General features: G+C 66.7%; 17 protein-coding genes. 4 read left to right on the top strand and 13 right to left on the bottom strand.

The window, feature by feature from the left end; genetic code table 11:
* The first annotated feature begins 105 nt into the window (after nucleotides 1–105).
* From CFB41_RS22045 to CFB41_RS22035, 3 genes are read left to right on the top strand one after another with little or no spacing between them, the layout of a single operon-like run.
* Nucleotides 106–1170, top strand: coding sequence for an acyltransferase (locus CFB41_RS22045; protein ID WP_089457855.1), 1065 nt, complete (start codon nucleotides 106–108; stop codon nucleotides 1168–1170).
* Nucleotides 1171–1205: 35 nt separating this feature from the next.
* Nucleotides 1206–2252, top strand: coding sequence for a GDP-mannose 4,6-dehydratase (gene gmd / locus CFB41_RS22040; RefSeq protein WP_089427932.1), 1047 nt, complete (start codon nucleotides 1206–1208; stop codon nucleotides 2250–2252).
* Complete coding sequence (locus CFB41_RS22035; RefSeq protein ID WP_089457854.1) at nucleotides 2239–3210, top strand: NAD-dependent epimerase/dehydratase family protein; 972 nt, start codon at nucleotides 2239–2241, stop codon at nucleotides 3208–3210. Before gmd ends, CFB41_RS22035 begins: the two co-directional genes overlap by 14 nt.
* 109 nt (nucleotides 3211–3319) lie before the next feature.
* On the opposite strand, the gene CFB41_RS22030 is transcribed toward CFB41_RS22035, so the two are convergent.
* From CFB41_RS22030 to CFB41_RS37660, 13 genes are all read right to left on the bottom strand, one after another.
* Complete coding sequence (locus CFB41_RS22030; RefSeq protein WP_059815232.1) at nucleotides 3320–4510, bottom strand: O-succinylhomoserine sulfhydrylase; 1191 nt, start codon at nucleotides 4508–4510, stop codon at nucleotides 3320–3322.
* 245 nt (nucleotides 4511–4755) lie between these two features.
* Nucleotides 4756–6288, bottom strand: coding sequence for an amidophosphoribosyltransferase (gene purF, locus CFB41_RS22025; RefSeq protein WP_089457853.1), 1533 nt, complete (start codon nucleotides 6286–6288; stop codon nucleotides 4756–4758).
* A gap of 51 nt (nucleotides 6289–6339) precedes the next feature.
* Nucleotides 6340–6834, bottom strand: coding sequence for a CvpA family protein (locus tag CFB41_RS22020; protein ID WP_039358324.1), 495 nt, complete (start codon nucleotides 6832–6834; stop codon nucleotides 6340–6342).
* Between the two features lie 6 nt (nucleotides 6835–6840).
* The gene (locus CFB41_RS22015) at nucleotides 6841–7686 is read right to left on the bottom strand and encodes an SPOR domain-containing protein (protein WP_089457852.1); all 846 of its coding nucleotides are present in this window, start codon (nucleotides 7684–7686) and stop codon (nucleotides 6841–6843) included.
* Between the two features lie 29 nt (nucleotides 7687–7715).
* Complete coding sequence (gene folC, locus CFB41_RS22010) at nucleotides 7716–9026, bottom strand: bifunctional tetrahydrofolate synthase/dihydrofolate synthase (RefSeq protein WP_089457851.1); 1311 nt, start codon at nucleotides 9024–9026, stop codon at nucleotides 7716–7718.
* Between the two features lie 100 nt (nucleotides 9027–9126).
* Nucleotides 9127–9999 carry an acetyl-CoA carboxylase, carboxyltransferase subunit beta gene (gene accD, locus CFB41_RS22005; protein ID WP_089427938.1) on the bottom strand — a complete coding sequence of 291 codons (873 nt, stop codon included), beginning with the start codon at nucleotides 9997–9999 and terminating at the stop codon, nucleotides 9127–9129.
* A 64-nt stretch (nucleotides 10000–10063) separates the two neighbouring features.
* Nucleotides 10064–10879: a tryptophan synthase subunit alpha gene (trpA, locus tag CFB41_RS22000; protein ID WP_089442926.1), complete on the bottom strand. Its 816-nt coding sequence runs from the start codon at nucleotides 10877–10879 to the stop codon at nucleotides 10064–10066.
* A gap of 41 nt (nucleotides 10880–10920) precedes the next feature.
* On the bottom strand, nucleotides 10921–11772 hold the full coding sequence (locus tag CFB41_RS21995; protein WP_089442927.1) for a site-specific DNA-methyltransferase: 852 nt from the start codon (nucleotides 11770–11772) through the stop codon (nucleotides 10921–10923).
* 9 nt (nucleotides 11773–11781) lie between these two features.
* Nucleotides 11782–12975: a tryptophan synthase subunit beta gene (gene trpB, locus CFB41_RS21990; protein ID WP_089457850.1), complete on the bottom strand. Its 1194-nt coding sequence runs from the start codon at nucleotides 12973–12975 to the stop codon at nucleotides 11782–11784.
* A gap of 55 nt (nucleotides 12976–13030) precedes the next feature.
* On the bottom strand, nucleotides 13031–13732 hold the full coding sequence (locus CFB41_RS21985; RefSeq protein WP_089442929.1) for a phosphoribosylanthranilate isomerase: 702 nt from the start codon (nucleotides 13730–13732) through the stop codon (nucleotides 13031–13033).
* On the bottom strand, nucleotides 13729–14541 hold the full coding sequence (gene truA / locus CFB41_RS21980; protein ID WP_179243709.1) for a tRNA pseudouridine(38-40) synthase TruA: 813 nt from the start codon (nucleotides 14539–14541) through the stop codon (nucleotides 13729–13731). Before truA ends, CFB41_RS21985 begins: the two co-directional genes overlap by 4 nt.
* Nucleotides 14541–16739 carry a FimV/HubP family polar landmark protein gene (locus CFB41_RS21975; RefSeq protein ID WP_089457849.1) on the bottom strand — a complete coding sequence of 733 codons (2199 nt, stop codon included), beginning with the start codon at nucleotides 16737–16739 and terminating at the stop codon, nucleotides 14541–14543. The genes truA and CFB41_RS21975 overlap by 1 nt, the downstream gene beginning before the upstream one ends.
* A 625-nt stretch (nucleotides 16740–17364) precedes the next feature.
* On the bottom strand, nucleotides 17365–17550 hold the full coding sequence (locus CFB41_RS37660; protein ID WP_143329524.1) for a hypothetical protein: 186 nt from the start codon (nucleotides 17548–17550) through the stop codon (nucleotides 17365–17367).
* Nucleotides 17551–17588: 38 nt separating this feature from the next.
* Here CFB41_RS37660 and flgE point away from each other — a divergent pair, with 38 nt between their 5' ends.
* Complete coding sequence (gene flgE, locus CFB41_RS21970; protein ID WP_089442932.1) at nucleotides 17589–18833, top strand: flagellar hook protein FlgE; 1245 nt, start codon at nucleotides 17589–17591, stop codon at nucleotides 18831–18833.
* Nucleotides 18834–18862: the final 29 nt, after the last annotated feature.

The following is an 18862-nucleotide window of genomic DNA, read 5'->3' as shown; positions in this document are numbered from 1 at the left end:
ATTTCGATTCGATATTTCATTTAATAGCATGCATTACGTTCACGTTTACGTATCGGATGTGCGACACGCCCCGGCCCACGCCGCGCGTCGCGAAGGAGCGGCGCGATGACGGGCATCTCGCGACCCGCGGATCTCACCCCGCCGCAACACGGCCGCATCGTGCAGCTCGACGGGCTGCGCGCGATCGCGGTGGGCGCCGTGTTCCTGCAGCACGCGCTGAAGGCGCCGCTCTGGATGGGCGTCGACCTGTTCTTCGTGCTGAGCGGCCTGCTGATCACCGGCATCCTGCTCGATCGCAAGGCGCGCGGGCAGTCGTACTTCAGCCACTTCTATGCGCGCCGCGTGCGTCGCATCCTGCCGCCGTACGTGCTGCTGCTGGTGGTGTCGACGATCCTGTTCGGCGCGGGCTGGCTGCCGCACTGGCCGTGGTTCGCGTTCTTCTCGACCAACATCGGGCTGTCGCTCGGCAGCATCGGCCATGACAGCCTGAACGTGCTGTGGTCGCTCGCGGTCGAGGAACAGTTCTATATCTTCTGGCCGTTCGTGGTGCTGTGGTGCTCGGAGCGCGCGCTGCTGTGGGTCGCCGCCGCGCTGATCGTCGCGGCCCCCGTGCTGCGCGCGATCGCGACGCCGTGGTTCGACTCGTTCTGGCCGATCTACTACCTGACGCCGTTCCGCATGGACCTGCTCGCCGCGGGCGCGCTGCTCGCGATCGTGCTGCGCCGCGACCGGCGCGCGCTCGAGCCGTTCTATCCGCTCGCGATCGTCGGCGCGCTCGTGTCACTCGCGATCCTCGGCTGGCTGCACCTGTCGTTCCCGCGCTTCCGCGCCGCGAACACGCCGCTGTCGAATGCCGCGCTCTACAGCATCTCGCTGCTGCTGTGCACGTCGATCGTCGTGATCGCGCTGCGCGGCCGCGGCCTCGTGCAGCGTGTGCTGACGAACCCGATGCTCGTCTACGTCGGTACCGTCAGCTACTCCGTGTACCTGATCCACCTCAGCGTGCTGTACGCGCTGTGGCCGCTGCACCTGAACCGCTTCGTCACGGCCGCGCTGGCGCTCGCGATCACGCTCGCGTACGCGACCGTGAGCTGGTACGGCTTCGAACGGCGCCTGACGCGCGGCCCCGCACGCCGCGCGCTGCCGGCCGCCGCCGGCACGACCGCCTGACTTTCATCATCCATCGTTTTTACCAGGACAACGTCATGAGCCAAACTCGCAAGAAGGCCATCATTACCGGGATCTCGGGGCAAGACGGCGCCTACCTGACCAAGCTGCTGCTCGACAAGGGCTACGAGGTTACCGGCACCTACCGCCGCACCAGCTCGGTGAATTTCTGGCGCATCGCCGAGCTCGGCGTCGACACGCACCCGAACCTCACGCTCGTCGAGCACGACCTGACCGACGCCGGCTCGAGCCTGCGCCTGCTCGAACGCACGCAGCCCGACGAGCTGTACAACCTCGCCGCGCAAAGCTTCGTCGGCGTGTCGTTCGACCAGCCGGCGACGACCGCCGAAGTGACGGGCCTGGGTCCGCTGAACCTGCTCGAGGCAATCCGCGTCGTGAGCCCGAAGACGCGCTTCTACCAGGCATCGACCTCCGAGATGTTCGGCAAGGTGCAGTCGATTCCGCAGACGGAAGCGACCTCGTTCTATCCGCGCAGCCCGTACGGCGTCGCGAAGCTGTACGCGCACTGGATGACCGTGAACTACCGCGAGTCGTACGGCCTGTTCGGCAGCAGCGGCATCCTGTTCAACCACGAGTCGCCGCTGCGCGGCCGCGAGTTCGTCACGCGCAAGATCACCGACACCATCGCAAAGATCAAGCTCGGCAAGGCGACCCGCCTCGAGCTCGGCAACCTCGACGCGAAGCGCGACTGGGGCTTCGCACTCGAGTACGTCGAAGGCATGTGGCGCATGCTGCAGGCCGACGAACCCGATACCTATGTGCTGGCAACCAACCGGACCGAAACCGTGCGCGACTTCGTGCGGATGGCGTTCGCGGCGGCCGGCTACCAGATCGAATGGACCGGCAAGGGTGAGCAGGAACGCGGCCTCGACGCGGCGACCGGCAACGTGCTCGTGGAAGTGAATCCGAAGTTCTACCGCCCTGCCGAGGTCGACCTGCTGATCGGCTGCGCGGACAAGGCTAAAGCCAAACTCGGCTGGGAACCGAAGACGACGCTCGAACAACTTTGCCAGATGATGGTCGAAGCGGATTTGACGCGGAATCAACACCATGACACGTTCTGAAGCCGGACGCCCGTCGCGCCGTGCATTCGTCACTGGCCTGACGGGCTTCACCGGCCGCTACATGGCCGACCGCCTGCAGGCGGCCGGCTATGAGGTCTGGGGCACGGTCGCGCCCGGTACGGCACGGCACGACGATCCGGCCTTCGCGCACTGCACGCTGCTCCCCGTCGACCTGCTCGACGCGGATGCGATGCGCGCGGCGGCCGCCGACGCGCGGCCCGATGCGGTCGTGCATCTCGCCGCCCGCGCGCACGTCGCGCAGGACGAGCCGTCGCAGACTTACGCGGTCAACATCGTCGGCACGCGCAACCTGCTGGCCGCGCTCGCGGGCCTCGACCGCCGCCCGTCGGCCGTACTGCTCGCCAGCAGCGCGAACATCTACGGCAACTCGACGGCCGGCGTGCTCGACGAATCCGTCGCCCCGGCCCCGGCGAACGACTACGCGGTCAGCAAGCTCGCGATGGAATACGCGGCGAAGCTGTGGGCCGACCGGCTGCCGATCGTGATCGCGCGGCCGTTCAACTACACGGGCGTCGGCCAGAGCGATGCGTACCTGCTGCCGAAGCTCGTCGCGCACTACGCGCGCAACGCGCCGCGCATCTCGCTCGGCAATCTCGACGTGAGCCGCGATTTCTCCGACGTGCGCGACGTGACGGCCGCGTACCTGAAGCTGGTCGAGGCCGCACCGGCCGGCGAGACGTTCAACGTCTGCTCCGAGCGCGCGTATTCGCTGAAGGAAGTGCTGGCGATGCTGTCGCGTATCGCCGGTTACGTGATCGACGTGACGATCGATCCGCGTTTCGTGCGGCACAACGAAGTGAAAAGTCTGAGTGGGTCGCGCGACAAGCTGCGACGCGCGGTGGGCGAGCTGCCCGTCACGCCGCTCGACGAAACGCTGCGCTGGATGGTGGACGCGATGCGCCACGACGCGCATGCGGGCGGGCATCCCGCCGGGTAAGCCGGGAGATTTGCATCGACACCAAAACGAAGGGCCGGTCACGCAAGCGACCGGCCCTTCGTCCAAGTGTCACGTCAAATCACGTCACGACATGCGTGACGTGCCGCGCTCAGCCTTCCAGCCCGCGCGCGAGATCCTTGCGCAGGTCGCCCGCGTCTTCGAGGCCGACCGACAACCGGATCAGCCCTTCGCTGATCCCTGCCGCCGCGCGTGCTTCCGGCGTGATGCGGCCGTGCGTGGTCGTCGCCGGATGGGTGATCGTCGTGCGCGTGTCGCCGAGGTTGCCGGTGATCGAGATCAGCTTCGTGTTGTCGATCACGCGCCATGCATTCGCGCGCTGCTGCTCGGGCGTGTCGCCCTTCAGCTCGAACGACAGGATCGACCCGCCCGCCTTCTGCTGACGCTTCGCGAGTTCGTGCTGCGGGTGCGATTCGAGGCCCGGGTGAAACACGCGCGCAACCGCCGGATGCGAATCGAGCCAGCGTGCGATTTCCAGCGCATTCGCCGACTGCTTCTCGACGCGCAGCGACAGCGTCTCCATCCCCTTCAGCAGCACCCACGCATTGAACGCCGACAGCGTCGGGCCCGCGCTGCGCACGAACGGGAACACCTTGCCCATGATGAATTCCTTCGAGCCGACCAGCGCGCCGCCGAGCACGCGGCCCTGGCCATCGAGGAATTTCGTCGCCGAGTGCATCACGACATCCGCGCCGAGCTTCAGCGGCTGCTGCAGCACCGGGCTGCAGAAACAGTTGTCGACGACGAACAGCGCGTTCGATGCCTTCGCGATCTTGCCGATCGCCTCGATGTCGGCGAGTTCGGTCAGCGGGTTCGACGGCGTCTCGAGGAAGAACATCTTCGTCTCCGGACGCACGGCTTCCTTCCACGCGTTCAGGTCGGTCGGGTCGACGAAGGTCGTCGTGATCCCGAACTTGTTGAAGATCTGCGAGAACATCCCGAGCGTCGAGCCGAACAGGCTGCGCGAGCTGACGAGGTGGTCGCCGGCCTGCAGCGCGGCCATCACGACCGACATGATCGCGGCCATCCCCGACGCCGTCGCGATGCACGCCTCGCCGCCCTCGAGCGCCGCGAGACGCTCCTGGAACATCGTGACGGTCGGGTTCGTGAAGCGCGAATAGGTGAAGTAGTCTTCCGAATTCGCGAAGCGCTCGGCCGCGTCGGCCGCGCTCTGGAAGCAGAAGCTCGACGTGAGGAACAGCGCTTCCGAGTGCTCGTTGAAGTCGCTGCGCAGCGTGCCCGCGCGCACGGCAAGCGTGTCGAAGTTGAGGGAGTCGTCCATGTTCCGTTTTCCGTATTCGAGGGTCGCGCGAGTGGCGCGAACCCAGTCAAAACCAGGCCAAAACAAAAAGCCCGCTATGCGTCGGCATCAGCGGGCTTCGGTGCGGTACGACAGCGATCGACTCGGGCCGGTTGCCACCGGCCTTCGCTTTAGCTGTTTTGGGAAGTCGCCCCGCGTCCGCAAGCTGATATCAAATCGACGCAAGGCCACATCCTATCACGCTTCGTCAAAAGCGTGCGCCGGTGTCACTCGACCGACAGCTGCAGGTTCATCTGCGAGCGTTCGGTGTCGCCCGCCGTGTCGCGATCGGCCTGCGATGCCGGCGTGAGGCGCGCGCGCTCGATCGCATCGAGATACTCGGGCGTCACGTCGCCGGTGATGTAGTTGCCGTCGAAGCACGACGCCTCGAAGCGTTCGAGCTTCGGGTTGATGTCGCGCACCGCGCGGCGCAGATCGTCGACGTCCTGATAGATCAGGTGGTCGGCGCCGATGATCTTCGCGACTTCTTCGTCGGTGCGGCCATGGGCGACCAGTTCGCCGCGCGTCGGCATGTCGATGCCGTACACGTTCGGGAACTTCACGGGCGGCGCGGCCGACGCGAAGATCACCGACTTCGCGCCCGCATCGCGCGCCATCTGCACGATTTCATGCGAGGTCGTGCCGCGCACGATCGAATCGTCGACGATCAGCACGTTCTTGTCCTTGAACTCGATGCTCATCGCATTGAGCTTCTGGCGCACCGACTTCTTGCGCACGGCCTGGCCCGGCATGATGAAGGTACGGCCGACGTAGCGGTTCTTGAAGAAGCCTTCGCGGTACTCGACGCCGAGCTTCGCGGCGACCTGCATCGCAGCCGGGCGCGACGAATCGGGAATCGGCATCACGACGTCGATCGGCACGTTCGGCAGCTCGCGCTTGATCTTCTCGGCGAGATAGTCGCCCATGCGCAGGCGCACGTTGTAGACCGGCACGCCATCGAGGCACGAATCCGGACGCGCGAGGTACACGTATTCGAACATGCACGGATTCAGCGTCGGCTGCTCCGCGCACTGCTGGCTGTGGAAGTTGCCGGCCGGATCGATGAAGATCGCTTCGCCCGGCTGCACGTCGCGGACGAATTCGAAACCGATGCCTTCGACGGCCACCGACTCCGACGCGACCATCCATTCGGTGCCGTGCTCGGTCTCGAGCTTGCCGATGCACAGCGGGCGGATGCCGAACGGGTCGCGGAACGCGAGCAGGCCGTAACCGGCGATCAGCGACACGATCGCGTACGAGCCCTGCAGGCGGCGATGCACGCCCGAGACGGCCTTGAACACCGAGGCCGGATCGAGTTCGAGGCCCGTGGTCGACAGTTGCAGCTCGTGTGCGAACACGTTGAGCAGCACTTCGCTGTCGGAATTGGTATTGATGTGCCGGCGGTCGATCCGGAACATCTCGTCCTTCAGTTGCTGCCAGTTCGTCAGGTTGCCGTTGTGCGCGAGGATGATCCCGAACGGCGCGTTCACGTAGAACGGTTGCGCCTCGGCTTCGCTCGACGCCGAGCCGGCGGTCGGGTAGCGCACCTGGCCGATGCCGTAGGTGCCGGGCAGGCTGCGCATGTTGCGCGTGCGGAACACGTCGCGCACCATGCCGTTCGCCTTGTACATGTGGAAATTGCTGCCGTCCGCCGTCGCGATGCCCGCCGCGTCCTGACCGCGATGCTGCAGGAGCAGCAGGCTGTCATAGATCAGCTGGTTGACCGGGGATTGGGAGATAACGCCTACGATGCCGCACATGGCATGTCCTTCAGAATGACAAAATCGGTTCCGTCCTGCCCGGCCGCGTCGTCACACGCGTACGTACTGGGCCATGCCGTCGGGCAGGAGCTGCTTCAACTCGTGCACGCCCTGTTCGGCGAAAGGACGCAATAGCGCATTGCGCCAGAAATCCTGTTTGGGCAGCTCGGTCAGCCCGGCCGCCGCGACCAGCAGCACCACCAGCACGCAGCCGCGGACGAGCCCGAACATCATGCCCAGCGAGCGGTCGACGCCGCCCAGGCCACTCGCCTGCGCGATCCGCGACAGCAACGCGTTCGCCACGCCGGCGACCAGCACCACGCCGATCACGACCAACGCGAAGGCGATCACCCACTGCGTCAGCGCACCGCCCGGCCAGTTCGCCGGGATATACGGCACGACCAGTCCGACGTAGCGGCCCGCGATCACGATCGCCGCGATCCAGCCGATCAGCCCGAAAATCTCGGACACGAAACCGCGCCACGCGCCACGCAGCGCAGACAACGCGATCACCGCCAATACAGCGTAGTCGAAAGCCGTCAGCATCGCGCGTTACTGCGTCAGCCCGGCTTCGCGCACCTTCGCGATCGCGGCGGACGCCGCCGCACGATCCGCGAACGGGCCCGCACGCAACAGTGTAGCCGTGCTGCCGTCTGCCTGCTTGCGATGCTCGACATATGCGGGCACACCCGCCGATTTCAATTTGGTGGCCCACGAACGGGCCGTCGCGTCGTCCTTGAACGAACCGAGCTGCACCGCGAAACGCGCACCGGCCGGCGACGACGGCGACGAAGCATCGCTGCTGTCCGGGCTGGCGGCGTCGGTACGCGCGACGGCCGCGGGCGCGGGTGCAGGCTTCGGCGCGGCCGGCTTCGCCACGGGGGCGGCCGGTTTCGGCGCGGGCTTCGGCGGCGTCACGCTCGCCGTGGTCGTGGTATCGGGTTTCGCGGCCGGCTTGTCGGCATCCTTCGGCGCGGGCGCTGGTGCAGCCGCCACGGCCACATCGGATGCCGGCGGTTCGTCGTGCGCGACGCCTGCCTGTACGTCGGAGGCGTCATCGTCGCGCGGTGCGACCGCCTGGTGCGCAGGCCGGTTCGGAATGTCGATGGCGATGTCGTCCGTGACCGGCTTCGGGTGCGAGTCGAGCACCATCGGCAGCACGATCACGGCGGCGACGACGAGCGCGATCGCGCCGACGAGGCGACGGCGCGCGCGTTGCTTTTCTGGAAGGGTCGGATCGAGGAGCAGTGCGTCCGATTCCGGACGCTCGGTGCGGCGCGAGCGTCGCTCGACGCGTTCAGTGGTGCGCTCCGTGCGCACGTTCCGGGAGGTCCCGGTGCGACCGCCGCGCCGCGGGGGCGCGTCGTCGTCTTTCTTGCCGAACGAGAAAATTCCCATGAATGGCTGAGTCCGAAACTGCCCGTCAGTCAGTGTTGCTGCGATTTGCGGTAGGCCAGCACGCCGGCAACCGTATGGAAACTGCCGAAAACCACGATTCTATCATTCTCGGATGCTCTTTTTAGTGCATCGCGAAACGCTTCGGCCGGCGACGTGTAACGCGTGACGCTCGAATCGGGCCCCTCCTCCACGCCCGCCTTGCGCAGCGCGGCTTCGAGCTGCTCCGCGGAAGCCGCGCGCGGCAGCGGCAGGTCGGTCACGCACCAGTGGTCGATCTCGCCCTTCAGGTGCTGCAGCACGCCGTCGATGTCCTTGTCGTGCATCGCGCCGAACACCGCGTACGTGTACGGGAAGAAGCCCATGTTGCCGAGGTTCTGCTCGAGCACGGCCGACGCATGCGGGTTGTGCGCGACGTCGAGCACGATCGCCGGCTTGCCGGGCAGCACCTGGAAGCGCCCCGGCAGCTCGACGTTCGCGAGGCCGAGCCGGATGTCCTGCGCGGACACCGGCAGCAGCGGACGCAGCGCTTCGAGCGCGGCGAGCGCGGCCGACGCATTGATCAGCTGATTCGCCCCGCGCAGCGCCGGGTACGCAAGCGCCGGATAGCGCTTCTCGCGGCCGAGGTAGCTCCACTGCTGGCGCTCCGCGCCTGCCTGCGCCTCGTAGCGGAAATCGCGGCCGACCAGCCACAGGTCGGCGCCGATCGCTTCGGCGTGGTCGATCAGCGTTTGCGGCGCGGCCGGATCGCCGCAGATCGCCGGCTTGCCGGCGCGGAAGATCCCGGCCTTCTCGAACGCGATCTTCTCGCGCGTGTCGCCCAGGTATTCGGTGTGGTCGATGTCGATGCTCGTGACGATCGCGCAATCGGTGTCGATGATGTTGACCGCATCGAGCCGGCCGCCGAGGCCGACTTCGAGGATCACCGCGTCGAGCCCGCGCGATGCGAACAGATGCAGGATCGCGAGCGTCGTGAATTCGAAGTACGTGAGCGAGACGGGCTCGGGGAGCGACGTGCGCGCGGCTTCGACGGCCTCGAAATGCGGCAGCAGTTCGTCATCGGTGACGTTCTGCCCGTTCACGCGCGCGCGCTCGTTGAATTCGAGCAGGTGCGGCGACGTGTGGCAGCCGACCTTGTAGCCGGCGCGCACGAGGATCGTCTCGAGGAACGCGCAGGTCGAGCCCTTGCCGTTCGTGCCGCCGACGGTGATGACGGGGCACGCGAATTCGAGCTGCAGCGCCGCCTTGACCTGCCCGATGCGGGTCAGGCCCATGTCGATGCCGACCGGGTGCGCGCGTTCGAGATGCGAAAGCCACGCGTCGAGAGTGGGAAAAGTGCTCATCGGTTCAAATCTGGATCGGTGCCGCCACTACGCCAAAAAACGAAGCGCGCCGCCTGACGCTGAAGCCAGGCGACGCGCAGTGTTCACAACCTCGCGCCGGTCAGGCCAGCGCGTCGGCCGGTTGCCGCTGCAGCAGGGCGAGCAGCTGGGCGATCTCGTCGCGCATCTTGCGACGGTCGACGATCATGTCGATCGCACCCGTCTTCAGCAGGAATTCGGCGCGCTGGAAACCTTCCGGCAGCTTCTCGCGGACCGTCTGCTCGATCACGCGCGGGCCGGCGAAGCCGATCAGCGCCTTCGGTTCGGCGATCACGACGTCGCCGAGGAACGCAAAGCTCGCCGACACGCCGCCCATCGTCGGGTCGGTCAGCACCGAAATGAACGGCAGCTTCGCTTCCGACAGCTTGGTCAGCATCGCGGTGGTCTTCGCCATCTGCATCAGCGACAGCAGGCTTTCCTGCATCCGCGCGCCGCCGGAAGCGGTGAAGCAGATGAACGGCACTTGCTGCTCCAGCGCGTTCTGCGCGCCGCGGACGAAGCGCTCGCCCACCACCGAGCCCATCGAGCCGCCCATGAACGAGAATTCGAAGCAGGCCGCGACCACCGGCAGCGTGTGGATCGCACCGCCCATCACGACCATCGCGTCGGTCTCGCCCGTATCGTCCATCGCTTCCTTCAGACGATCGGGGTACTTGCGGCTGTCCTTGAACTTCAGCGTGTCGACCGGCACGATTTCCTGGCCGATCTCGTAGCGGCCTTCCGGATCGAGCAGCCCGTCGAGGCGCTCACGCGCACCGATGCGCATATGGTGATCGCACTTCGGGCACACGTGCAGGTTCGCGTCCACGTCGTTGCGGTACAGCACGGCCTCGCAGGACGGGCATTTGACCCACAGGCCTTCCGGAATGCCCTTGCGGCTTTTCGGGTCGGTCTGCTTGATCTTCGGCGGCAACAGTTTGTCGAGCCAGCTCATCGTATGGTTTCCTGTTCCGTGGCGGGGCGGGCCAACCGGCCCGTTCCCGCTTCCTGTGTTGTGTTTATCGCGCCGCCTTGCCCGCGCCGTCCAGGGCGGCGCGCAGCTCGGCGATGAACGTCTTCAGCGCGGCGGCGGCACCCTCCGGCGCAGCGCTTTCGAGCAGCTGCACGAGGCGGCTGCCGATCACGACGGCGTCCGACACTTCGGCCACCGCGCGCGCCGTTTCGGCGTCGCGGATCCCGAAGCCGACGCCGACCGGAACCGGCACGCGCGACTTGATGGCCGGGATTTTACCCGCAATGCTCGAAACATCCAGATTTCCTGCGCCGGTCACGCCCTTGAGCGACACGTAATACACGTAACCGCTCGCGATCTTGCCGACGTCGGCGATGCGTTCATCGGTCGACGTGGGCGCGAGCAGGAAGATCGGATCGATCTGCGCGGCGCGCATTTTCTCGGCGAACACGCCCGCCTCTTCCGGCGGATAGTCGACGACGAGCACGCCGTCGACCCCGGCCGCCTGTGCTTCGGCCGCGAACGCGTCGACGCCCATACGCTCGATCGGGTTCGCATAGCCCATCAGCACGACGGGGGTTTTGGGGTCGGTTTCGCGAAAGCGCTTCACGTCGGCGAGCACGCTCTTGAGCGTGACGCCGCGCGCGAGCGCGCGTTCCGACGAGCGCTGGATCACGGGGCCGTCGGCCATCGGGTCGGAGAACGGCACGCCGAGTTCGATCACGTCCGCGCCGCCTTCGGCGAGCGCGTGCATGAATTCGACGGTTTTGGCCGGATCCGGGTCGCCGGCCGTGATGAACGGGATCAGGCCCTTACGGCCTTGTTCGGCGAGCGCGGCGAAGGTCTGCTGAATACGGGACATGGCAATTTTCCTCAATGCGTTCGGCGATGCGGCGGCGCGATTCACGCGCACGCCGGCGCAGCGAGCGCGTTCACGCGCTCGTGCGCGATCGCACAATAGCTTTCGTTGATCTCGTAGCCGACGAAGTCGCGCCCCTGCCGTGCGCAGGCCACCGCGGTCGTGCCGCTGCCCATGAACGGATCGAGCACGCGGCCGCCCGGCGGGCAGCTTGCGAGCACCATCCGCTCGATGATTTCCAGCGGCTTCTGGGTCGGATGATCGACGCGCTCCGCGTGCTGCCGATGCAGGCGCGAGACCGACCAGACGTCCTTCGGGTTGTAGCCCATCTCCAGCCACTTGCTGCCTTCGAACAGCTTGCGCGAGCGGGCCTTCTTCGTGTCGGCGTCGTACGGGATGCGGACCGGATCGAGATCGAAGTAATACGCCCTGGAAACCGCGAAAAAGCCGATGTTGTCGTGCACCGACGTGAAACGACGCGTCGTGCCGCCCATGCTCGGCACGCGCCGGTCCCAGATGATCTCGTTGACCATCGTGAGCTGCGTCTTCAGGAAACTGAAGATTTCCGGCGCGTACTGCCACGTGCAGAAGATGTACATCGACCCGCTCGGCTTCAGCTTCGGAATCGCGAGCTCGAGCCACTCGCGCGTCCACGCGAGAAAGTCGTCGCCCGAACGCTTGTCCGAGTCGTTGCCGTAGTCCTTGCCGAGCCCGTACGGCGGATCGGCGACGATCAGGTCGATCGACGCGTCCGGCAGGTGCGCGGCATGGGTCAGGAAATCGCGGTTATGCAGTTCGATCCCGGACGGCAGCGCGCGCGGCACGGCAGCGGCGGGCTGAACCGCCCCCGCCTCGCTCGCGGCACCGCCGCCCGGTTCTTCGATCAGGTCACGCATCGGTCGGGGTCAGAGCTCGATGCCCGATCGCTCGGCGACCGTGTGCATGTCCTTGTCGCCGCGGCCCGACAGGTTGACGAGCAGGATCTTGTCCTTCGGCAACGTCGGCGCGAGCTTCACGCCATACGCGATCGCATGGCTCGACTCGAGCGCGGGAATGATCCCCTCGATCCGGCAGCAGTCGTGGAACGCCTTCAGCGCTTCCTCGTCGGTGATGCCGACGTACTGCGCACGGCCGCTGTCCTTCAGCCACGCGTGCTCGGGGCCGACGCCCGGATAGTCGAGGCCCGCCGACACCGAATGCGTCTCGATGATCTGGCCGTTGTCGTCCTGCAGCAGGTAGGTGCGGTTGCCGTGCAGCACGCCCGGGCTGCCGGCGATCAGCGACGCCGCGTGATGACCCGTGTCGAGGCCGTCGCCGGCCGCTTCGACGCCGATCAGCTGCACCGCGGTGTCGTCGATGTACGGATAGAAGATGCCCATCGCGTTCGAACCGCCGCCCACGCAGGCGATCACGGCGTCAGGCTGCCGGCCGGCGAGCTCGGGCATCTGCACCTTGCACTCGTCGCCGATCACGCGCTGGAAGTCGCGCACCATCATCGGGTACGGGTGCGGGCCCGCGACCGTGCCGATGATGTAGAACGTGCTCTCGATGTTCGTGACCCAGTCGCGCATCGCTTCGTTCAGCGCGTCCTTCAGCGTGCGCGAACCCGATTCGACCGGCACGACCGTCGCGCCGAGCAGCTTCATCCGGTAGACGTTCGCGGCCTGGCGGCGCACGTCTTCCGAACCCATGTAGACGACGCATTCCATCCCGAAGCGCGCGCAGATCGTCGCGGTCGCGACGCCGTGCTGGCCGGCGCCCGTCTCGGCGATCACGCGCTTCTTGCCCATGCGCTTCGCGAGCAGCGCCTGGCCGATCACGTTGTTGATCTTGTGCGCGCCGGTGTGGTTCAGGTCTTCGCGCTTCAGGTAGATCTGCGCGCCGCCGAGCGTCTCGCTCCAGCGTTGCGCGTGATAGATCGGCGACGGGCGGCCGACGAAATGCTTCAGCTCGCGCTCGAATTCGGCGACGAAATCGGGATCGTTCTGGAATTTTTCATACGCCGCGCGCAGTTCGTCCAGCGCGTGAATCAGCGTCTCGGCGACGAACGTGCCGCCATACGGGCCGAAGTGGCCGCGATCATCAGGAAGGTTGTACATGGTGTCTCTCTCGATCGGTCGGCGCGCCCCGCTTGTCGGGCCGCACCGGCTTGCATCACCCGGCGTCCGCTTCGCGCACCGCGCGTACGAACGCCGCCATCCGGGCGTGATCCTTCACGCCCTTCGCGCCCTCCACTTCGATGCCACTCGAGACATCGACAGCAAACGGGCGCAACTGGCGAATCGCATCACCGACGTTTTGCGCGCTCAAGCCACCACTCAAAACGGCCCGATGCGCGAGCTCTGCGGGAATAAGAGACCAATCGAAGACCTTGCCGCTACCACCGTAATCCGGCACCAGGGTGTCGAACAGGAGGCCGCGCGCTTTCGAATAATGAAGCCCCGATTCTACCAAATCGGCCGATTGCGTCGAGGGGCCCACGCGCACCGCGCGCAGCCACGGCAGGCGTGCCGCGCGGCCGAGTGCGTCGCACTGCTCGGGCGTCTCGTCGCCATGGAACTGCAGCAGCGTGAGCGGCACGTCGCGCACGACGGCCTCGATCTCGGCCTCGGTCGCGTTCACGAACAACCCGACCACCGACACGAACGGCGGCGCGAGGCGCGCGAGCTCCGCCGCCTGCGCGATCGACACCGCGCGCGGGCTCTTCGGATAGAACACGAGGCCGATCGCATCGGCGCCGAGCGCGGCCGCATGCAGCACGTCCTCGGGCTTCGACAGCCCGCACAGCTTGATGCGCGTGCGCGGCGGCAGGCCGGCCGCGGCGGGAGACGAGGAAGACACGGCGTGATCCGTCATGATTGCGGGTCCAGATCGGCCCAGACGCTGCTCCACGGCACACTGCCGAGCTGCGCGGGCGGGACGGCGAATTCCGCCGGGTAACCGACGTGGGCGAGATACAGCCCGTCGGCCATGAACGTGGGCGCCGCAAGCTTGCGGTCGCGCCCGGCCAGCACGTCGGCGAGCCAGTCGGCCGGATAGCGGCCGCGACCGACCGCGACGAGGCAGCCCATCAGGTTGCGCACCATATGGTGCAGGAACGCGTTGGCGCGGAACCGGAAATGGATGAAATCGCCCACGCGCCGCACGTCGATCTGATACAGGTGTTTGACCGGCGTCTTCGACTGGCATTCCGACGACCGGAACGACGAGAAGTCATGCTCGCCGATCAGGTGCGCGGCGGCGGCGCGCATCGCGTCGTCGTCGAGCGGCGTATGGATCCAGCCCGCGCGCCCCGCCAGCATCGGCGAGCGCACCGGATGCACGTACAGCGTGTAGTAATAGGTGCGCTCGAACGCCGAGAAACGCGCGTGGAACGTATCGGGCATCGGCTTCGCCCATTGCACCGCCACGGTCGGCGGCAGGAACGCGTTGGTGCCGCGCACCCACGAAAAAACCTCCCGATCGAGGTCGGTATCGAAGTGCACGACCTGCCCGAGCCCGTGCACGCCCGTATCGGTCCGCCCGGCCACCGTCGTATGCAGCGGCACGCGCGCGAACTCCGCCAGTGCGTGCTCGAGCCGATCCTGCACGGTCTTGCCGTGCGGCTGCGCCTGCCAGCCGCAGAACGCCGCGCCGTCGTACTGGATGCCGAGCGCGATCCGCATCACGCCTCGTCCGCCAGTTTCGCGAGCAGCGCGCGCGCATCGTCGCGCGTCGCGGCGTCGTTCGCGTCGACCACTTCCTGCAGCAGTGTCCGCGCGCCGGACAGGTCGCCCAGCTCGACGTACTCGGACGCGAGGTCGAGCTTGTTGCGCGCGATGCGGGCGAGTTCGTCCGGCGTCAGCGCCGGCAATACAGCGCCCGGCGCGGACGGCAGGTCGAGATCGAAATCGAGCTTCAGCGCGCCGAACTGCGCGCCGCCGAGCGGCGGCAGCGACGACGTCGCAAACGGGCTGCCCGCCTGGCTTGCCGGCGTCGCTGCGTCCGGATCCCAATCGAACTCGTCGTCCTGGTCGGCCGGATGTTCCGGGGCCGGGTCGATCGAACCAATCGGGAGACGCTGGGCGGCTTGACCGTTAGTTGCGATTTTATCGGTGTCGGACTGCCCTGCTTGCGCAGCCGGCTCATCCGCCGCCGGCGACGGCTCGTCCGGCGTGCGCGGCGGCAGCGGCATGTCGAGGCTGCTGAGCGCGCTGATCGCGTTCTGCATCAGCGCCGCATGCTGCGCTTCCGTGGCCGCGGGTGCGGCCGGCGTCTCCACCGGCGTCGCTACCCGTGGCTCCGCCGACGTCTCGATCGGCGTCGCTGACGACGTTTCGATCGGCTTTTCGATCGGCGTTTCAGTCGCGACCTTTTCGGTCGGCTCGGCATCGTGCGAAACCGGAGCCGTCTCGCTCGCGGGCGGTACTGCCGCGTGTGCGGTCGGCAACTCGGGCTGCTCGGCATGCGGCTTCGCCACATCCGACGACGACGACACCTCCGCATCCGGTGTCTCGACCGGCTCCGCCGCTGCGGCAGTCGCCGCGGCAAGGTTCAAGTCGGAAGCGGCATCACGCGCGACCGGCATCTCGGGCCGGATCGGCAGTTCCGGTTCGACGGACGGCGCGGCTTCGGCTTGCGCAGTGGCAGTCGCAGCCGCGACACCGCCCGCTGCCGTAGCGGCAGCCACCGTGTCCGTCCCCGCATCGTCCGTGCGGCGGCTCTTCCTGCGCTTGCGCCACGCGAAACCTGCGGCAAGGACGATCACGGCCGCACCGGCCACCGCGGCCGGACGCCAGTCCATCTGCTCGTGACTGCGCGCAGGTGTCACCACCGGCGCGACCGGCTGCGTGGGCGCCGATACCGATGCCGGCTCCACTGCGCTGGCAGCAACGCCGGATGCCGCTTCGCCCGCCGTCGACGCAGCCGCAGCCGCGGACGCGCCCGCCTCGTTCGCGACCGGAGGCGGCGCGACAGGTGCCGGCGCCGGCTTGACCTCGTTCGTCGTGGCCGGCTTGCCGATACCGTGCTTCTGCAATTCCATCAGCACGCGGTTCTTCAGCGCCAGCAGTTGCTGCAGGCTCGACGGCCGCGGCTGCGACGTGCCCGTGACAGGTGCCGCGCCAGCCGGTTCGTTCATACCCGGAACCTGGCTGCCCGACGCTGGCGGGATCACGGCACCGCTCGCGGACGACGGCACCGACTGGATCGTGCCGCTCCACACATGCGGACCGCTTGCACCGGCAACGGGTGCCGCCGGCTGCATGCTTTCCACAGCCGATGCGCCGTGAGCAGCCGAAGCACCGACCGATGCCGACGCGCCGGCAGCCGTCGCGACGCTCGCACCGCTGACAGGCGCCGCATGCACGGCCGGCGCCACCGGCGCGGATTGCACGGTCGACCCCGGATGCGGTGCGGACGCACCATGCTGCGCGACTGCCGTACCGCCCGATGCGGCGGCGGGTGCGGACGCGGCAGTCGTACCGGACGCAGCGGACGCAGCGGATGCAGCAGATGCAGCAGCCGGCACGACTGCCGCGCCTGTCGCATCGAGCGCCGGCACGGTCAGCGTCGCGCCGACTTTCAGGCGGCTCGCGTCGCGCTTCATGAACGCCTGCGGATTGGCGTCGAACAGCGCGCGGCCGGCGCGCGCGAGCACCCCGGGATCGCGCGACTGCGTGGCCGCCTTCGCGATGTCGTTCAGCGACTGGCCCGGCTGGACCGTCACGGTAAGCGGCACTGCGCCGTCGGCAGCGGACGCCGGCAGTTCGCCGGTGCCGGCCGCCCAGGCCGACGCGGTTGCGCCGAGCGCCAGGATCGCCAGCGCGCCACGCACGGCGCGCGACAGACGGGACTGACGCGGAAACAAGGAAATTCGGGACATCGTTGGCTCTATCGCCGCGCGTGGGCGCGGCTCGGATTCGCGGTTGAAAGCGTCAATAAAGTTGCCGCAGAAATGCAAAAGCGTCGCGTGGAACGCGACGCTTTCGGCGGGTCTGTGCGTCGTAACCGCGTAGTTTACTTCACGTGATCAGGTTCGGGCCGAATTCATCGCCGACAGGTGCAACCGATTGCGTGCGCGCGTCGGGGCATCCGGCGATCGGGCCGCGTGGGTGTCCGGCTGCGCACGCTGCGACCCGCGCCCGCGATCGACCGGGAGTGTGCCTCTCTCGGATGCAAAACGATCCGGCCGCGTCGCCTGCCGAACCCATCCCACATGCCTTTGGTCACTCAACGATGCGATTCGCCCAACCCGAGGTCCCACACAGAACCACGACCGGGGAATCACGGCGGGTTGCTCAATAATTCGCGCCACTTGCCGTTAATGGATTAACCAGCACCAATCAAAATAAATCCAGCCGGCCATCACCCCATTCAAATGAATTTCAATTGATCGATAAGAGGCCAATTCCCCTCTCTGATCGTCGAATTGAACACCCCCACCACCAAACCCCCGTCCCATAAGGCTTTCCAGCCTCTCCGCAGCTTCATCTCTCATACGAAATCGATCATTTCGACATCAATTCAATTTCATTACACAAAATTACACAGATCGAATAATTGCCGTCGCTAGGATCGTCTTCAAACAAGAATCGGCGCAGTTCGACCATCGCGCTCGCACCTGCGACAAAAGCGGGAACGCGGTCGGCTTGACTGACGCCGTGAGGTGCCAGGGAGGCATCGCGCAGTCGCACGACTGCATTTACTCACCAGCTCGTTACGGGGATCGAACATGGGCTATCAACAGGGTTTGAGCGGGTTGGCCGGCGCGGCGAACCATCTCGACGTGATCGGCAACAACATCGCGAACGCAAACACGGTTGGCTACAAGCAGGGTCGCGCGAACTTCGCCGACATGTACGCGAACTCGGTCGCGACGTCGACCAACACGCAGATCGGCATCGGCACGCGGCTCACATCGGTGCAGCAACAATTCGGCCAGGGGACGATCAACTCGACGAAGTCGTCGCTCGACATCGCGATCAATGGCAACGGCTTCTTCCAGATGTCGAACAACGGCGTGACGACGTACTCGCGTGACGGCGTATTCCACCGCGACAAGAGCGGCGCCATCGTCGACGCGCAGAACCGCAACCTGATGGGCTATGCGGCAGGGCCGGGCGGCGCGATCAACACCGCGGCGACCGTGCCGTTGCAAGCGCCGACCACCAACATCGCACCGCAGGCGACCACGAAGATCACCGGCCAGTTCAACCTGAACTCGCAGGACAAGGTGCCGGCCAAGACACCGTTCAACGCGGGCGACAACACCACGTACAACTACAATTCGTCGATCCAGGTGTACGACACGCTCGGTGGCTCGCAACAGGTGTCGATGTATTTCACGAAGAACGCGGCCGGCACCTGGCAGGCCTATGCGGGCGTGCAGGGCCAGACGCCGACGAATCTCGGCACCGTTACGTTCGACGCATCGGGCCGGATCAGCTCGACGACGTCGGCCGCAACCGGCCAGCCGACGCCGAGCCTCGGCCAGTTCGCGTTCTCGATCCCCAACGCGTCGGGCGGCGCCAATCCGCAAAACCTGACGCTCGACCTGACCGGCACGACGCAGTTCGGCGGGAAAAGCGGCGTGAACAACCTCGCACAGGATGGCTTCGCGAGTGGCACGCTGACGACGTTCTCGATCGGCACCGACGGCAAGCTCACCGGCAATTACTCGAACGGCCAGAGCGCGGTGCTCGGCCTGATCGCGCTCGCGAACTTCAATAACCCGAACGGGCTCGAGAACATCGGCGGCAACCAGTATGTGGAAACCACCGCGTCGGGCGTGCCGCAGATCTCCGCGCCGGGCAGCACGAACCACGGCACGCTGCAGGGAAGCGCGCTGGAAAACTCGAACGTCAACCTGACGACCGAGCTCGTGAACCTGATCAAGGCGCAGCGCGATTACCAGGCGAATGCGCAGACGATCAAGACGCAGCAGGCCGTCGACCAGACGCTCCTGAACATGCGCTGACCCGCACATGAAAAACGCGCCGCGCCCGC

This window comes from Burkholderia sp. AU33803 (assembly GCF_002223095.1).
Classification (GTDB): Bacteria; Pseudomonadota; Gammaproteobacteria; order Burkholderiales; family Burkholderiaceae; genus Burkholderia.
This window is presented reverse-complemented; position numbering and strand designations above follow the sequence as displayed.

Bases quoted from the DNA above. Each gene is read 5' to 3' on its own strand.
- CFB41_RS22045 (WP_089457855.1), top strand. From the start codon at position 106: ATGACGGGCATCTCGCGACCCGCGGATCTCACCCCGCCGCAACACGGC.
- gmd (WP_089427932.1), top strand. From the start codon at position 1,206: ATGAGCCAAACTCGCAAGAAGGCCATCATTACCGGGATCTCGGGGCAA.
- CFB41_RS22035 (WP_089457854.1), top strand. From the start codon at position 2,239: ATGACACGTTCTGAAGCCGGACGCCCGTCGCGCCGTGCATTCGTCACT.
- CFB41_RS22030 (WP_059815232.1), bottom strand. From the start codon at position 4,510: ATGGACGACTCCCTCAACTTCGACACGCTTGCCGTGCGCGCGGGCACG.
- purF (WP_089457853.1), bottom strand. From the start codon at position 6,288: ATGTGCGGCATCGTAGGCGTTATCTCCCAATCCCCGGTCAACCAGCTG.
- CFB41_RS22020 (WP_039358324.1), bottom strand. From the start codon at position 6,834: ATGCTGACGGCTTTCGACTACGCTGTATTGGCGGTGATCGCGTTGTCT.
- CFB41_RS22015 (WP_089457852.1), bottom strand. From the start codon at position 7,686: ATGGGAATTTTCTCGTTCGGCAAGAAAGACGACGACGCGCCCCCGCGG.
- folC (WP_089457851.1), bottom strand. From the start codon at position 9,026: ATGAGCACTTTTCCCACTCTCGACGCGTGGCTTTCGCATCTCGAACGC.
- accD (WP_089427938.1), bottom strand. From the start codon at position 9,999: ATGAGCTGGCTCGACAAACTGTTGCCGCCGAAGATCAAGCAGACCGAC.
- trpA (WP_089442926.1), bottom strand. From the start codon at position 10,879: ATGTCCCGTATTCAGCAGACCTTCGCCGCGCTCGCCGAACAAGGCCGT.
- CFB41_RS21995 (WP_089442927.1), bottom strand. From the start codon at position 11,772: ATGCGTGACCTGATCGAAGAACCGGGCGGCGGTGCCGCGAGCGAGGCG.
- trpB (WP_089457850.1), bottom strand. From the start codon at position 12,975: ATGTACAACCTTCCTGATGATCGCGGCCACTTCGGCCCGTATGGCGGC.
- CFB41_RS21985 (WP_089442929.1), bottom strand. From the start codon at position 13,732: ATGACGGATCACGCCGTGTCTTCCTCGTCTCCCGCCGCGGCCGGCCTG.
- truA (WP_179243709.1), bottom strand. From the start codon at position 14,541: ATGCGGATCGCGCTCGGCATCCAGTACGACGGCGCGGCGTTCTGCGGC.
- CFB41_RS21975 (WP_089457849.1), bottom strand. From the start codon at position 16,739: ATGTCCCGAATTTCCTTGTTTCCGCGTCAGTCCCGTCTGTCGCGCGCC.
- flgE (WP_089442932.1), top strand. From the start codon at position 17,589: ATGGGCTATCAACAGGGTTTGAGCGGGTTGGCCGGCGCGGCGAACCAT.